We start from the raw sequence: 16,696 nt of genomic DNA, 5'->3' as shown, positions 1-16,696 counted from the left end.
CCCGATGGGGATCACCCTGTCTTTGTGGCCTTTGCCTTGTCGTACCATCACCGCACCCCGTCCGAAGTCAATATCATTCAGCCGCAGATTGCGCAGCTCCCCGCGCCGGATACCGCTGCTCCAGAGGATTTCCAGTATCGCCCGGTTACGTAAGCCCATCGGCGTCAGCGTGTCCAGACTGGCCAGCACCTGCTCCGTTTCACTTTCGCTTAAGACCTGGGCGGGCAGGCGTTTCTCTTCCTTGGGCAATACCAGTAATTCCGCCGGATTGTAGAGAATGTGATGGCGCTGTAATAAGTGACGGAACCACAACCGCAATGTGCTCAGCCGCTCGCGCTGGCTGTTATTGCTGTAAAGTTGCCCATCCGGTTTACGGTAACTGCGCAGATAACGCTGCCAGCTCTCCAGCAGGGGTAACGAGACTTGCGGGGCGTAGTGAACGGCCCGCTGTTCGCACCATTCAACGAAGGGACGCAGTTGGGCGCGATAGGTTTCCAGTGTCTTGGGGCTGCTGCCCTGTAATGCCCGAACATCCAGCCACGCTTCAAGCTGCTGACGCAGCGTAATCAATGAGCTGTCGTGTGAGAGTGTCATGCGGATTTTCCTTTTTGTTATGGAGGCCATCCGGCGGTACGGTATGATGGGGGTTTTATTGTGTTGCCGGAACAGTGATTTTTCGTGTTATCAGACTTGTGAGCGCTTAACCCTGTCTGGCTGTGGCCTTACGATGATTTTGCTTACCCAGACTTAGCCCCGACTTGGGGCAGACTTAGGATAGACTTGCGCTAGAGGAACCCAGACTTGCGAGGATCATACAGGCACGATCAGGCCGCTTAAGTGGGCGCTGTCGCCGTCACCGTCCCACAGGAGTTCGTATTGCAACAGATGCCCGCGACTGCCACCGTGGATCAGCAGGTACTCCATATCACTTAAGCGCTGGCAATGCAGCTTAAGCTGGCTGTCGCTCCAGTTCGTGTAAGCCCGGATATCCCGTCGGGTAAAGCGAATGGTGTTCAGGGCGCACTGTTGCTCTGCTGCCATTGCGCGCGCCATCTGCTGGATCAGTAATAACAGTTTGCGTGTCTGCGGCGGCATTTCGTCCAATGTCCGGCCTAAGATTTCATGCGCAAGCTGGTTCGCCAGTTTGATATCGTCTTTGGTCACTTCGATGTATTCTAGTGTCTTGCCGCGATGCTCAGTGGTCTTGATTTCCCGCTGGTACTGGTGCAGCAGCGCGACACTCTGGATCAACGTCAGGTATTTCATATGGTCACGGCGGGTACGGGTCTTGTCTGACAAGAACGTCAGTTGCGACGCATACGGATTGACGACATTCAGCGGTTTCAGCAGCCGCTGGGCGTTCTGATGAAGCGCCGTCAGATAGTCCCGCTCGTTCTCAGCCAGCAAGCCTTCAAGGGTTTGCTTCTGGCGCTGCACCGCATGGATCGCTTCGGTCTGCTCACGGGATTCATTGACCGTCAGCACCAGACAGCGGTTAAGCAGCTCTTCATCGACATCAATGGCCGTTGTGGTCAGCATCAGCATGACCGGGCCTTTGACGGTATAGCTTTTGGTGACCAGGTTTCCGGTCGCTTCATCTTTACCCGTGCTCGCCATGGTCAGCTCGCCGTCCGACTGCAACAGCTTGAGTGCATAGGCCGCCTGTCGCACGCCCTCTTCTTCGGCTATCGCTAAAATCTTGTGCTGGAGATTGGTTTCACCGAGATAAAACAGGCTTTGCCCTGTCATGGCGCTGTACTGGATGCGCTCTTCTTCCGGCATCAGATTCAGTACGGCCTCCATCAGGGAGGATTTTCCGGCGGCGCTGCTGCTCTGGATCAGGACGGCTAACGGTTTGGGTAACTTTCGGCTCACGGCCGCCAAAAAGCCCGCCAGTAAATTGGTGGATTCACCGACAACCCCACAGGCCGCTAAGTCAGCGGTAATACGGGCGGTCAGATAGGGGTCTTGCAGCAAGGCCAGTGCCGCTTCCTGCTCGGTGTCACTCATTGTCGGCACATTGACCACGGATGCCGCGCCGCCTTGCTGCTGCCACTGTTCAACCGCCAGTAATACCTGCCCCAGTGTCCGCCGGATGTCACCTTCGGTTAGTCCCAGCTCAGCGGCGGCCAGGCGCGAGTAACTGTTACGTGAACGCCCGCTCATCAGATCAACCCCGTCAGCGAACAACACGCCGCTTTGCGTGTCCAGCACCTGTGCATTGAGCTTCATCACAGCCGCACCGGCTTTCACCGCACTCATGCCGCGCAGACACCATTGCAGTGTCCCGGCTGAGATAAGCAACTCACCATGATCACCGGACTCACAGACCACATTCGGCGTCACGCTGGGTACGGGTTCAGCGACTAAAGGGGAAGCGGATTCTGATGCCGTGTCCGGCTCAGGCGTCTGGCGCTCCAGTGCGACCATGTCTGCCGCCTCCTGCATCGGCACGGCACTCTCAAGCAGCAGGGCAAAGGCGGTTTCTGGTTCTGCAACCTGACACAGATAGCTATTCGCATCCATGCCCGGCGGGAACACCACACGCAGCGGCGTGATCCCTTTGGCAACCAGCGCTGCCGCCAGTTTCACCGCGGCATCATTGCCCGCTGTATCATTATCAAAGGCGATCAGCACCTGTTTAATGCCGTGCTGTTCAAAGACCTGCCAGTGATCCGCCGTAACGCCATGCACACCATAGGCCGCCGTGACATGGCGCTGGCCTGCCACCCAGAATGACATCGCATCGATCAGCGATTCACACAGGATAAGCGTTTTGGATGCCCCCAACGCCGCTGCATTCCAGACACCTTTGTGCGCGCCCGGCAGATACAAGTGCAATGGCGTTCCGGTTCGTAACCGATCGGTAATTTTACGCCCATAGATTTCCTGTATTTGACCATCCAGCCCGATCACGGGCACAACCAGCGAGCCACTGAAGTGTTCGTGCCCGCTCTCCCGCATAACTCCTACCGCCTGAAGCCGGGCACGGATCTCCGCACCCGCTTTGATTTTTTTCTCCGGCAAGCGATAGCCGAGCGTGCGGTTGGCAAAGCCGAGTTTAAACTGACTGATCAGCTCAGGATGGTGAAGCCGCCGTTTAGACAGATACGCTTGCGCTTCCGGGGCATTCAGCAGCGTATGGTGGTAAGACCCGATCACCCGTGAAAGCAACCCTTGTTGTCCGAAGGTATCACTGACCAGCTCCGCAGGTTGTACTAACGGCTCTACCGAGGGATTCACCCCTAATACCGCGCGTAAGCGTTCCACGGCATGACGCAGGCTCAGATTTTCGGTTTTCATCACCCAGTCCAGCACTGATCCGCCTGCATCACAGCCAAAGCAATGGTAGAGATTTTTCGACGGGGTAATCACCATCGAGGGCGTTTTCTCCTCATGGAACGGGCACAATACCGTCATATCTTTGCCGCGCTTAAAGAGCTGCCGCCCTTGCTGCTCAATGATAGCCACTAAAGAGACAGCGGATTTCAGGTGTTGCAACTCTGCTTCGGGAATGCGAGCCATATCTTAATCCTTTAAAACTGCGTCAAGATTCATATTGATGATATATATAGTCCCTGATATGATACTATCCGTCAAGCGATAAAAAAGGGAGGCTTATAGTGATGTCAGTTACAGCAACTTTGGAATTTCCTATGAGCTTTTCTGATAAATTAGCGGCCTCCCGTAAAGAGCTTGGTTTCACGCAACAACAGATGGCGGACAAGATTGGGATGCACGTTTCACAGTACAAGCGCTATGAGGCGGGCACTTCTCAGCCCACGATTGATGTATTCAGACGGATTGCATTAGCGTTGAATGTCAGTGCGGATATGCTTCTTTTCGAACCGGATGAACGTGGCCCTGATGATCGCCTTAAACTCCAGTTTGAAGCACTTTCGCAGCTAGACGAGAAAGAGCGGGAGGCTGTTGAGACAGTGATTAACAGCATTTTACATATGCACGATGCTAAACGCTGGACAGTGAAGAGCAACTAAAGAAGAGGCAGAACTCACGCGGTATTGGGATGCTGAGAACATCCCGACACCGCTAACCACAACCAACTATATGAGGTAGTTAATGATGGCTAAGGCGCATTCTAAGCAAAACCGCGCGGTAAATAAAGCCGCCAAAACCGAACGTTATTACACCGTGGGATACGTGCCGCAAAATGACAAGGCCAAAGCCCCGCCTGCAATACGCTTGCAAGGCCAGTGGCTTAAGGCGGCTGGATTCGACAAAGGCTGCACTCTGACCGTCAAGATACTGGATGGCTGTCTGGTGCTTATTCCTGATAGCGACGACACCCGCACCATCAAGCAACAGTATCAGCGCCAGCAGGATCAGCTCAGTGAGATCAAGCTCAAGATGCGGGAGCTGATTGGGGATTATCAGGCAAGATAATTAATTCCATATTAATTAGAGGGGTGAATACCCCTCTAATATGTTAATTAAAGCTTGAAATATTTAAGCCATAGAGAGTTAAACTCTTCCTGAGTTATCTCAGCAGCTTCGAACTGAGCATCTCCATTTATTTCGTTGATTGGAGGAACTGGAACTTCACCTAATATAGTAGATCCTGTTGACTTATCCTCTTGAGCATAATTAACCTTTCCATTAGAAAAAATTTCTATTTTCCTTACTTCATACCTATCCTTATCCAATTCACTATATATTTCAATTGGATAATCATCATCACTATGTTTCCAATACACCTTCATATATATCATTTCATGTTTTTCCCAAAGCCAATTATTCTTCCAGATATATCAAGGGCTTCATTACTCAAATTCACAAAAACCCCTTCCCTACCATTAGTGATATTTAATCCTCTAACATCAATCGCTATATAATTTTCGAATTTTCTTCCCTGATATGGAATACCTAAGAAGGAATGTGATAACTGGCCATTTCTTTTTGATTTAGGCAATATATCTGAAAAATATTGACCATCACCATACCTAGCGTCTTTGGGGTTATTGGCTTTTAAAGATGGATTTAATTTCTGTGAATTTAATATACCTTCAAGTCCTTTGTTATCAGTGTAATGATACAAAATATTTGGATCACCTTTAGAGAATTTACCTGCCTCTAGTGCCGTATGACCTTGCTGTCGATAATCTTTATACCGTGCATATCTTTCAGGACAAGCTGCCAAGCCCAACGGATCTATCCAACCCGTAGGATTATGCACATACGAATACGGGTTAAACCCGCCTGCCAGCCCCAACGGGTCCGGCGTCAGGTAACAACCCGCCACAGGCGAGTAATACCTGAACCGATTGTAGACTAACCCGCTCTCTTCATCCAGCCACTGGCCGGCAAATTTCAATCCTGGATCAAATTGTGGGTTCTCCCCCAATATTCCAAGGCGCAAACCATACAAAGAATGCGCAGGCTGGCGCCAAACTCGATGCCCTTCCGAATCAAACAACGCCAGTGGTTCCCCTGTCGGGGCACATACGGCATAGTGAGTTTCGATCTTTCCAGCACTCAATTCATCACGGTTTTCGGGATTTGGCGTAAAAAACTGTACCTGCTGCGCCAGCAACTGCCAGCCATCGAACACCAGATGTCGAATGCAGTGCAACCGATTGTGCCGGTACTCCCGGATTTCAGCCGGAACATCACCATCCCACAAATAGGTCGTACGCATTTTGGCTTGTTTGCAAACTTTCTCAGTTCGCCGCCCAAAAGCATCATAGCGATATTCCCATTGTTGACCGCCTGGCGTCAGTACCCCAATGAGTTGGTTTTGGCTGTTCCAGCGAAACTTCGTCAACTGAGCGCGGTGACCGTCCTGCCATAACTGCATCGCCGTCATCCGGCCGGCATCGTCATATTCAAACAGATGTTGGCCGAGGCGTCTTAACCGATGCCCTTTTTGGTAAAGCCACTCACCATCAATTTCATTGATGCCATCAAAACGGCGGGCAGGATAGCCACAAGCATCATATTGATAATGTTCCCGCAACCGCTCGCCATCACTGACTGATGTGACCTGTCCGTTGCCGTTAACGACATAACGCAGCCATTGGCGTTCATCATTTGCTGCCACCAGATTAAGTGCATCATCGTAACGATATTCACGATCCAGACCCGCTAATGTAGGTTGTGGGATATCTGCAACTTCATGAGGGGTAAAAAATTGTGTGTTACGTCCGGCACGCTGGGAAGTGAGTAGTCCCATTAATGAATGTTCCTGACGCAGAATAAAACCTTTGTCAGACTGGCGGTGCCATTCATACCCATCCTCATCCCGTTCTAGTGTCAGGGTATGGCCACCATGAATAGTCAGTAAGTTAAGCTCTCCAACTTTATTAACTGTGGTCTTTGCCTGCCAGCGTCGTCCATCTGGTGTGTTGAGTTGCCTTTCTGTTGTGGTGTTATCCGAATATTCTCGGAGAATTTCTCCATGCAGTTGGGTTTCTCTGACAAGACGACCTTGCTCATCGTATTCGAAGATCAGCGGGATACTGTCAAGCGTGGTGATTTCCAGTAGTCGGCCGATAAGATCATAACGGTAACTGGTGGTTCCTTCCGGTGTATGTATGGCTGTTAGTCTTTGTTCAGCATCGTATTCATAGCGGGTGATATTGCCTAAGGCATCGCGTTTTTCAATGCAATTATCCTGCAGATCATAAGCATAATACCATTGGGTGTCAGCATAATCGGTTTCAGTAATAACCCGCCCGTCGGCATCCAGTGTGTAATGGTAGCTTTCCCCTTGTGGGTTGATAACTTCCAGCAATTGCAGGTTGTTGAGATCATAACGGTACTGCCAGCGGTTTCCTTCACCATCTACACGCGCGACAGGTAAATCAAATGGTCCATATTCAATCTGCCATATTACCCCGTGGGCATCTGTCCATTCGGTCAGGTTACCGTGGCGGTCATGGCGGAAGCGCTCAATGCTGTTATTGGGACGATCATTTAAAGAGATTCGGTGATGGCGGTCGTAATCCCAGCGCCAAAGTGCTCCACCCCCCGTGGTCATTCTTCGCAGGCGATCTTGGCTGTCGTAACCTAATTGCAGGCTACGGTTTTCTTCATCAAATAATTTGGTTATCCGTTGGTGGCGGTCATATTCCCAACTGCGTTTATTCCCGTCACTATCTTCTATGGCAGTCACTAGACCAAATTCATTACGGGTCAGGGTGGTTTTGCGTCCATCCGGTGCAATAAAACATTCAGGATTGCCTTTATCATCGTATTGTTGCCACCAAACTCGTGCGAGTGGATCAGTCATACTGATAAGGCGATCGTCATTATCATAGTGATAATTCCAGGTTGCGCCGATGGCATTGGTAAAGGTGGTCACTAAGCCGGTATCTGCAAGATAATCAAGGGTAACCATTTCCCCTTTTGGTAAGATCTGTCGGCGTAAATTTCCCCATTCGTCGTATTCATAACGAGTAATGCTACCGCACGGTGTTTCCACTTGTGTTACTTGTTGCTGGTCATTGTAGTGCCAGGTTGTCGTGTGGCCTTGTGGCGTGGTTGAACGGGTGATGCCTGGCTCATAGGACAGGTGAACAGAATAGAAGCCACCGGAACCTACGCTATAGGTACAACGTCCCTGTTTATCGTAAACGTAGTCCACTGCTGTTTGATCATTGTCAGACCAGCGACTGATTAACCCCTGTTCGTTGTATTCATAAAACAGGTGATATGTTTGTGTACTGTCTGCATCGGCCAGCCAGCCATTATCGTGATAGCGGTAACGTGCCATCACTTCATTAAGCCCATTATCAGTACGACGGATTTCTTCCAGCAAACCGTTTTCACGGTATACCAATATAAGTTCGGGGCCATCACTATGGCTCACCTTAATCAGTTGATGTTGTTCACTATAATGAAAGCGAATAGTGTTATCGTTGCGGTCACGGTGTTCCGTCAGTCGCCAGCACAGGGTGCCATCTTTCTCTGTTGCAGTCGGTAAGGTGAAATATTTGCGAATTGAACTATGGCGATCACTTAGGATAATCCCTTGTTTATATCGGCTTAGTTTGAAATTAGGGTGTTCGGGATTGACGCTGTGGTTATAACTGTCTGGTAGGGCAAAGTGAAGTGAGGCGCCCTCTGTCGTCAGAATCTCTACCCGATCCCCGGTGACGAGGGCACATTCGGAGAAGTTATCCAGCCAGTTTTCTCCCAGTAATCCACGATGCCCAGGGGACCAACTGCGGGTAAATTGCAATGGTACCGTTTGTCCTAGCTCGATATCGGTACGCTGGTCAAACAGAGAACCCGTAGTGACATCTATCGGGTCGCCTGTAAAAAATTTTTTGGTGCTTTCTGTATAACGCTTCAACCCCTTGTTTTCTTTGAAAGCATTTTTGGCACAACTTATATTTTTACCTCCAATGATCTCGACCGCTTTTTTAGCACCTGTTTGGGCGCCGTCCAGAATGGCTTTTCGGCCAGATTTAGTGAACAGTTTTGCAAAACCTTTTGCCGCGCCTCGTGATGGCGGAACGAGGAATTCTACTGCAACAAGTAACGCACGCTGCCAGAGTGAGAACTCTTCTTGTATCTCAAGGTAGGTGCCTTGGCCTGAACCAATAAATACTTTGCTTGCCCCACCTTTGATGGTCGAGCCACACTCCAGTTTATCCTTGATCCGGGCGGCTGGTTTCTTGTTGATAAACACGCTTTCACTGCCCTGAGCGATGCGCGGTGCGGAATGTTTTTTACACGCTGCTGTGTCCAGCTCCACCCGTGCCGCTGGTTTGCCTTCAATAAAGACATTAGGTGAACCGCTGGCAATAACACCGTCTGGTGAACTACAGCTATTTACTGCATCCGTGACTGCCGAGCTAGCTCGGTTTATTAGATCGCCAAATTTGAATGTAGCCAGGGTGCCAAGTGCCATAATAGCTATTGTAGCCAATCCACCCGTTGCACCGATCAACAGTGCCGCAGCACCAAATATTGCAGCTCCGATCAATGCACCAGCAATAGCACCCGCAAGTGCGCCTAAGAAACTGCTGTGTTGGATAGGATCTCCTTCACGTGCCGCAGCCGGGCCAGGCTCTCGCGCTGTTGCTTGAAGTTGCTTGCTGGCATGGGTTGCGCCTACCCGCGCAGTGCGAATGACAATTTCATCCATTAATCCCATCGTTGCTCTCCAATCAAGTCGCTTGGAAACTACTGACAACCGCCAGCAGAGCGTTACGCTGTCCTTCATCAAACGGCTGTGGAGAAGTCAGGTTAAAAGCCAGCAATAAATTCCCCTGTATTTGCAACACCACGGTCTGGTGCATCTCGCCCTCTGGGCTTATTGATTCGTCACACCAGTCATCTGGAATAGCGAGAGTTCCTTCGTTTATCTGGTAGGTTTGTGTATTCATGGGTGTCTTCCTTTGTCACTCTGTTCTGTATCGTGTACTGCATATGTATTTGTTTATGGGATAGATCTTCTGCATGGCTCACCTGAATTAGTTCAACTGAATCTGTTCCTTACCGTTAATGATGATATTTTTACCCGTGAGATGGATGTTGCCTTCTTTGTCCAAGGTGATACTGGCTCCAGCGGTGCGAATTTCGATGCCACCATTAACTGATTGAATAGAAATATTGTCCTTGGCACTTAGTTGGCTATTCTTCTCCACCGTCACCTGTCGGTTGCCGTGGATAGTGCTGATTTCTTCACCTGTCACTTCTTTGATGCGATCTTTACGCACCGATATCACTTGGTTGTTACCGATGCTTTCGGTGTGATCGTGTTTCACCTGAGTGGTACGGTCGTTGAGGACCGTGGTATTCATATTGTTTAGGACAGTCGTATTCATATCTTTTTGAGCATGAAGGGAAAGCTGTTCACTGCCTTTTGCATCCTCGAATAACAGCTCGTTATAGCCTTCGCCTTTATGTGTTTTGGAACGGAAAGACATCTGGGTCTTGCTGCCCGGCAATCCTCCAGGAGGAATGTTGCTGGCATGGTAGGTTCTGCCAATAACAATGGGCTGGTCAGGATCGCCGTGCAGGAAATCCACGACAACCTCTTGCCCGACACGAGGAATAGCCAGCATTCCCCAGCCTTGGCCTGCCCATGGGTGTGTAACACGTATCCAACAGGAACTTTGATCATCACTGCGGCCATAGCGATCCCACGGAAATTGGAGACGGACACGCCCATATTGGTCACAGAAAATCTCCTCACCCGCAGGACCGACGACTTTAGCGATTTGCGGTCCATCAATGATTGGTTTGGGGAGTGGCGAAGGGCGCCAAGTCTGGGTTTGACGGATAAAGCTAAATTGACTATGTAGCGTAGTGCCATCGCCTGTTGTTTCTTGTTCTAAGGCTTGTGGTTGATAGCCTGTATGGGTGGCGGTGATCACCTGCCATGATTGGTTCAATGCTTCGCGTGGATGGTTGCTCAATATGAACAAACGCCCTGGTTGTACAGCGATAGCTCGGCCGCTGCCTTGTCCAGTTATGGCATCATTGCGGAGCGCTTCAAGGCGATAGCGGGTAAAAGCTGCGCCGTGCTGTTCGTCTTTAAAGCGTCCCGGATAGTCGTAGTATTCGTAGTAGAGTTGTTGCAGATTATCGTCTTTCATCTGCTGGCTGAATTCTGCCGACCAGGCTGGATTTTTGAAGGTGTAATCCTTGAGCTTAACTTGTGCAGGCTTAACTTGAGCACTGTTGGTTAAGTGACTGACACAGGCTTCCTCGGTTGAGCCGTTTTCACTGGGTTGATAGGGAAGTTCGATACCTGGTGGCACTGAACCTGAATCATCGGCAAATACCAGAGTATTGTGGCCATTACTGCATTCAAAGAAGTAGAAAATACCTTCTTCGGCAGTTAAACGCTGAAGAAAAGCAAAATCGCTTTCTTGATATTGAACACAGAATTCCCGTTCGGGATGTGGATGGCGCAGGCTGAAGACTACGTCCCGAATGCCGTGTTCTTTCAGGATAGTGGTGGTAATCGTCTTAATATCCCGTTGTTGGAAAATGCGTGAGTTTTGGCGTAATGTCGTACGCCATAGATCAGGGCGAATGCTCATTTGATAGGTGGTTTGGTGTAGGCCAACATTGCCTTGCTCAAAACGGGATACCATGCCACTGATGCTGCGTTGTTCGATTCCTTCCTGCAAAATGGTTAATGTCGCTGTACGGTCGAGTACCTCTGAAAAATCAATGGCAGGGTTGGCGCTTGCCAGCCCAACATCAAGCTGGAAGGGACTTGAAAAACTTTCTGTCAGAGTGAAATTCGTAACTACAAAGGCTTTCGGCGATAAACTACCTGCGCTCAGCGTGAACAGCAGACCGCTAGAAGATGGCTTGCCCTTTTTTAATGACATATTGCTCTCCCGTATTTAGCGCTGATGAGCGCAAGAGTGATAACGGAAAGTGTTTAATGCAGGGGACATTGAGAAATGATAAGAGTGTCGACGGCTTGTGCTTGATAAACATTTGGCAGAGGGATACGGCATTCTTCCCTGAACCGACAACGAGAGCGACAATCCATATGTCCTTACCCCACAAACTTAAAAGTTTTGTCGTTCAGATAACAGCAAGGAGGATATAGCACTTCTTTGTCCTGTATAATAAATGATCTGGTAAATGTGATTGGAATCACTTAATAATTTATGTAAATCAATAAATTATAAACTAATGGTGGGGTTAAAAATGAACATGCCCATGAAAAGAGAATGTGTTTTGCTGGCACATTCCTTCATTTATTATAAGCTTGTATTTTGGGCATGAGTTGGGTATTAGTTTTTGCTATTGGGGTTTGAAAATATCAACCAACCAAATAAGTCCCCATCGCACTGGCGATATGCATTTGTTTTTCATTATGCAATTCAATTCTGGCGACAGAAACTTTATTACCAGCACGGATAAGATTACAACTGGCAGTAAATACTTCACCACGTCCGGGGCGCAGATAATCCACGCGTAAATCAATCGTGCCCAATGTGGTTAGACGTTTTTGGATCTCTGCGATGGTCATTGCTTCAACTGAAGTCAATGCATTGCCTGCACAAACCAGCCCTCCAGCAACATCTAATATGGAAGCGATTGCACCACCGTGTAGAATTTTATGAATCATATTGCCGATCAATTTTTCTTGGTAACAAAATTGCAGTTCTGCGTAGTCTTGTTCGAAGCGGAGCAGTTCGAGGCCCAACAGACGATTGAATGGCATATGATAAACAAAGATTTCACCTATAAATTTACGGGCTTCTTCTGGGGTTAGAATAGTGTCTACTGGCTGAATATTTTCCATGGTGATTTTCCTGATAACCTGATAATGAAAAGTAAAATCAACGGATATTAAATGCGCTTATATGGTTAATGGATTGTTAAGTTTATGCTTTCGCTATCGACTTTGCCAGTCTGTGAAGCGCTTCGAGAAACAATTCATGAGGAAAAAAACGGACTACAAAAAATAATCATATAGCGTGTAGAATAAGCGGTAATTTTTTATATACAGGTGATTGGATCGCGACTGTATTTTTATAGCCTATTTTTAGGCTTTTTCAGGGATTAGCTTCTAACGATCGAGGAAAAGCGTGTCTACCGCAGAACTCATCAGCACGGCATCGCTGGCTGAACAAGCATTACGAAAAACATTCGGATACCAGCAATTTCGTCCGGGACAGCAGCAAGTTATTGACGCCGTTCTTGACGGACGAGACTGTCTGGTGGTTATGCCAACGGGAGGCGGTAAGTCACTGTGCTACCAGATCCCTGCATTGGTTAAAAATGGGTTGACTCTGGTTGTGTCTCCTCTCATTTCATTGATGAAAGACCAGGTTGATCAGCTACGTGCGAATGGCGTTGAAGCGGAATGTCTGAACTCAACTCAAAATCGTGAACAGCAATTTGATATCATTCAACGTTGCCGTCATGGGAGCGTTAAACTGCTTTATATCGCCCCTGAACGGTTGGTAACGGATAATTTTCTTGACCAGCTTCGCGACTGGCAGCCTGTTTTATTGGCTGTCGATGAAGCACACTGTATTTCTCAATGGGGGCATGATTTTCGCCCAGAATATCGAGCATTAGGGCAACTTCGTCGCCGTTTCCCCGATCTTCCGGTGATCGCACTAACCGCTACAGCAGATAAAACAACCCGCCAGGATATCGTTCGTTTACTGGAGTTGCATGAGCCGATTATCCATATCAGCAGCTTTGATCGCCCCAATATTCGCTATACCTTAGTTGAAAAATACAAACCACTTGATCAGCTCTGGTCATTTGTCCGCGGCCAGCAGGGGAAAAGTGGCATTATCTATTGCAATAGTCGTAATAAAGTGGAAGAAACCGCGGAGCGTCTGCAAAAGCGGGGGGTTAGTGTTGCGCCTTACCATGCAGGGCTGGAAAACAGTCAACGGGCATGGGTACAAGATGCTTTCCAGCGAGATGATTTGCAGGTCGTGGTAGCAACGGTTGCATTTGGTATGGGAATTAATAAACCTAATGTGCGTTTTGTCGTGCATTTTGATATTCCCCGTAATATCGAATCTTATTATCAGGAAACTGGCCGGGCTGGGCGAGATGGCTTACCAGCGGAAGCTGTGCTGTTTTACGATCCTGCGGATATGGTATGGTTGCGTCGCTGTTTAGAAGAAAAGCCCGCCGGTGAACAACAGGATATTGAGCGGCATAAACTCAATGCCATGGGCGCATTTGCACAGGCACAGACCTGTCGGCGTTTGGTATTGTTGAATTATTTCGGAGAAAGTCGCCAAACAGCGTGTGGCAATTGTGATATTTGCCTTGATCCTCCCAAACGCTACGATGGCCTGGTAGAAGCACAGAAAGCGCTATCCTGTATCTATCGCGTTGGACAACGTTTTGGCATTGGCTATATTGTAGAAGTGCTACGTGGTGCGAATAATCAACGCATTAGAGATTTTGGACACGACAAACTGCCTGTTTATGGCATTGGTAAAGAACAGAGTCAGGAACATTGGATGAGCGTCTTGCGTCAGCTTATTCACCTGGGGCTTATCAGTCAAAACATTGCCAACTATTCTGCTCTGCAATTGACCGAGGCGGCACGGCCGATATTACGTGGTGAAGTGTCTCTACAACTTGCCGTACCACGTATCCAAAACTTGAAAAGCCGCAATCAGCAAAACAAATCATACAGTGGTAACTATGATCGCAAGTTATTTGCTAAGTTGCGCAAATTGCGTAAATCCATTGCTGATGAAAACAATATTCCACCTTTTGTTGTTTTCAATGATGTCACGTTAATTGAGATGGCAGAACAGTGTCCAATAACGCCGGATGAACTTTTGCTGATTAATGGCGTTGGTCAGCGGAAATTGGAGCGTTTTGGTGATGCCTTTATGACCTTAATCCGAGAGCATTTTGAAGAATTCGAGTAACTGAGAGATTTAAATAACTATCCCAATCGCCTTTCAAGATGCGCCTTATATCTCCTCCGCGAAGCGGAGAGATATAAACAATCACATTGATTTGCAAGCTGCAACTTGAAGTTGAATTGGTATAAAGGACAATGAACTGAGGGTGAAGAATGGTATCTGAGATATTAAAAACAAGCTGGTTAAACCGTGAACCTCAGTTCTCAGCCTTTACGAATGGACTATTACTGGATTTTTGGCACACAAGAGAAGAACGGCAATTTGTAGGAGTTGATGATATTCCCATCCATTATGTCTCCTTTTGTTCCCCCCATCATGATAAACCCCTCGTCATTTTGCCTGGCCGTAGTGAAAGTTACGTGAAATACCCTGAAGTAGCCTATGATTTTTATCATCTGGGTTACGATGTTTTCGTTATTGATCATCGTGGACAAGGGCGTTCAGGGCGTATGTTGGATGATCGGCAAAAAGGCCATGTTGAAGCGTTCGATCATTATGTGGATGACTTAGTGCAATTTATTGAGCTTGAAATCGCGCCTCGTCAGTCTCATCGTTGTTATGCTTTGGCCCATTCAATGGGTGGTGCGATTTTGAGTCGTTTTTTGATACGTTACCAGGAGCCGATTTTTCGTGCTGTGGCGTTATGTGCGCCGATGTTTGGTATCAATTTACCAATGCCTCGCTGGCTGGCAAATTTTCTGGTTAACCAGGCAGAACCCAATGTTAAAAGACGTAACGCTTATGCCCTGTCAACGGGGCAATGGCGGCCATTACCCTATTTTATCAATCTATTAACGCACAGTTATGCGCGTTATCAGCGTTATTTGCGTTACTATGCTGATTATCCTGAATTGCGCCTTGGAGGGCCAACTTACCATTGGATGCGTGAAAGTATGCTGATGGGCGATAATCTGATTGAAAATGCGGGAAAAATTCAAATTCCCCTTATCGTATTACAAGCAAGTGAAGATAAGATAGTAAGTAATCGGGAGTTATTGGCTTTTTGTGCATCTCACCAAAATCCTCTGATTATCCAGGGGGCTCATCACGAAATTCTGTTCGAAAAAGATGTATTGCGATCGCAGGCTCTTAATGCAATTTGCGATTTTTTTGACCAGAATTGATTTAGTTTAGGAACTATAACCATGTATCATGTTGTTGCTTCAGATTTAGATGGCACTTTGTTATCTCCCGACCATAAATTAACCCCGTACACCAAGGAAACGCTGAACTTATTAACGGAACAAGGGATTCATTTTGTTTTTGCAACAGGGCGGCATCATATTGATGTGGGACAGATCCGTGATGGATTGGGTATTGATGCTTATATGATCACTTCCAACGGTGCAAGGGTTCACAATACCCAGGATGAATTGATATTTAGCCATAACTTAGATCCTGATATTGCTCATGATTTGTGTTTATTGGAGTTTGATAATCCCGATATCCTGACTAATTATTTTAATAACGATGATTGGCTAATAAATCGAGAATCCCCTGAACAGAAAGAATTTTTCCAGGAGTCCGTTTTCCATTACCAACTTTTTCAGCGTGATAATTTTCCCACAGATGGCGTATGCAAGGTTTACTACACCAGTGAAGATCATGATTATTTGGTGGATTTGGAAGAGAGGATTAAAGCCCGTTGGGGAGAAAGGGTTAATGTCAGTTTTTCACTGAGAAACTGTTTGGAAGTAATGGATGGTGGTGTTTCTAAAGGCCATGCATTGGCGCAAGTTTGTCAATTGATCGGATATCAATTAAATGACTGCATTGCGTTTGGTGATGGTATGAATGATCGAGAAATGTTAAGTGTGGCCGGTAAAGGCTGCATTATGCAGGGAGCACATCAGCGTTTAAAAAATATTTTACCTGAGATGGAAGTCATTGGTTCCAATGCGGATGATGCTGTTTCTGGTTATTTACGGAAAATGTATCAGGTTTAAAGACGCTAATTGTTTGAAAACAGCATCCGATGTGATGCTGTTTTTGGTAAATTTAACGTTGATTACGATGGTTAATAGTACGAGTTATTTCTAATTATCATATGCCAATCTAACTTCAAGATGCGTGTGATTTCTCCCCGCGAAGCGGGGAAAATCAGGTTTCGTATAGTGTTGTAAATTGCAACTTGAAGTTTAATGCGTATATAAGGTTAAATTTCACTTAATTTAGTTTTTTATCTAAAAAATATTTTTTCTGGTTTTGTGATATGTGGTGATGTTTTTCGTAATATAATCATGAAGTCGTAGTGGTTACAGTGAGGAATAAGAGTTAAAATTATTTGCTACTTAGCTATCTCAATGTTAACAATTAAAAAAACACCCTTCTAAACATTCAAT

General features: G+C 47.3%; 12 protein-coding genes. 5 read left to right on the top strand and 7 right to left on the bottom strand.

Annotated features, from left to right (window positions below):
• Both IQ211_RS13620 and IQ211_RS13615 read right to left on the bottom strand, forming a co-directional pair.
• Nucleotides 1–594: tyrosine-type recombinase/integrase (locus tag IQ211_RS13620; protein ID WP_193836376.1), on the bottom strand; the 594-nt coding region annotated here is incomplete at its 3' end.
• A 216-nt stretch (nt 595–810) separates the two neighbouring features.
• Complete coding sequence (locus IQ211_RS13615) at nt 811–3,525, bottom strand: CHC2 zinc finger domain-containing protein (RefSeq protein WP_193836375.1); 2,715 nt, start codon at nt 3,523–3,525, stop codon at nt 811–813.
• Nucleotides 3,526–3,656: 131 nt separating this feature from the next.
• Here IQ211_RS13615 and IQ211_RS13610 point away from each other — a divergent pair, with 131 nt between their 5' ends.
• Both IQ211_RS13610 and IQ211_RS13605 read left to right on the top strand, forming a co-directional pair.
• Nucleotides 3,657–3,998 carry a helix-turn-helix domain-containing protein gene (locus IQ211_RS13610; protein WP_099137498.1) on the top strand — a complete coding sequence of 114 codons (342 nt, stop codon included), beginning with the start codon at nt 3,657–3,659 and terminating at the stop codon, nt 3,996–3,998.
• Nucleotides 3,999–4,083: 85 nt separating this feature from the next.
• Nucleotides 4,084–4,404, top strand: a complete 321-nt coding sequence (locus IQ211_RS13605) for a SymE family type I addiction module toxin (RefSeq protein WP_189759842.1) — start codon at nt 4,084–4,086, stop codon at nt 4,402–4,404.
• A 47-nt stretch (nt 4,405–4,451) separates the two neighbouring features.
• On the opposite strand, the gene IQ211_RS13600 is transcribed toward IQ211_RS13605, so the two are convergent.
• The 5 genes from IQ211_RS13600 to IQ211_RS13580 all read right to left on the bottom strand — a co-directional run bounded on the left by IQ211_RS13600 (nt 4,452) and on the right by IQ211_RS13580 (nt 12,244).
• Nucleotides 4,452–4,730 (bottom strand): DUF6881 domain-containing protein, encoded by a 279-nt coding sequence (locus IQ211_RS13600; RefSeq protein ID WP_189759843.1) that lies wholly within the window; start codon nt 4,728–4,730, stop codon nt 4,452–4,454.
• A complete protein-coding gene (locus IQ211_RS13595) occupies nt 4,727–9,121 on the bottom strand; it encodes an HYD1 signature containing ADP-ribosyltransferase family protein (RefSeq protein ID WP_189759844.1) in 4,395 nt (1,464 codons plus the stop codon). The genes IQ211_RS13600 and IQ211_RS13595 overlap by 4 nt, the downstream gene beginning before the upstream one ends.
• A 13-nt stretch (nt 9,122–9,134) precedes the next feature.
• Nucleotides 9,135–9,353, bottom strand: coding sequence for a DcrB-related protein (locus IQ211_RS13590; protein ID WP_189759845.1), 219 nt, complete (start codon nt 9,351–9,353; stop codon nt 9,135–9,137).
• Between the two features lie 87 nt (nt 9,354–9,440).
• On the bottom strand, nt 9,441–11,315 hold the full coding sequence (locus IQ211_RS13585) for a type VI secretion system Vgr family protein (RefSeq protein ID WP_189759846.1): 1,875 nt from the start codon (nt 11,313–11,315) through the stop codon (nt 9,441–9,443).
• A gap of 443 nt (nt 11,316–11,758) precedes the next feature.
• Nucleotides 11,759–12,244 carry a thioesterase family protein gene (locus tag IQ211_RS13580; RefSeq protein WP_189759847.1) on the bottom strand — a complete coding sequence of 162 codons (486 nt, stop codon included), beginning with the start codon at nt 12,242–12,244 and terminating at the stop codon, nt 11,759–11,761.
• 286 nt (nt 12,245–12,530) lie between these two features.
• Here IQ211_RS13580 and recQ point away from each other — a divergent pair, with 286 nt between their 5' ends.
• From recQ to yigL, 3 genes are all read left to right on the top strand, one after another.
• Nucleotides 12,531–14,357 (top strand): ATP-dependent DNA helicase RecQ, encoded by a 1,827-nt coding sequence (gene recQ, locus IQ211_RS13575; protein ID WP_189759848.1) that lies wholly within the window; start codon nt 12,531–12,533, stop codon nt 14,355–14,357.
• A gap of 149 nt (nt 14,358–14,506) precedes the next feature.
• Nucleotides 14,507–15,478: a lysophospholipase L2 gene (gene pldB, locus IQ211_RS13570; protein ID WP_189759849.1), complete on the top strand. Its 972-nt coding sequence runs from the start codon at nt 14,507–14,509 to the stop codon at nt 15,476–15,478.
• A gap of 21 nt (nt 15,479–15,499) precedes the next feature.
• Nucleotides 15,500–16,300, top strand: a complete 801-nt coding sequence (gene yigL, locus IQ211_RS13565) for a sugar/pyridoxal phosphate phosphatase YigL (protein WP_189759850.1) — start codon at nt 15,500–15,502, stop codon at nt 16,298–16,300.
• The last annotated feature ends 396 nt before the right edge of the window (nt 16,301–16,696 follow it).

The organism is Xenorhabdus griffiniae (assembly GCF_015163655.1).
Classification (GTDB): domain Bacteria; phylum Pseudomonadota; class Gammaproteobacteria; order Enterobacterales; family Enterobacteriaceae; genus Xenorhabdus; species Xenorhabdus griffiniae.
This window is presented reverse-complemented; position numbering and strand designations above follow the sequence as displayed.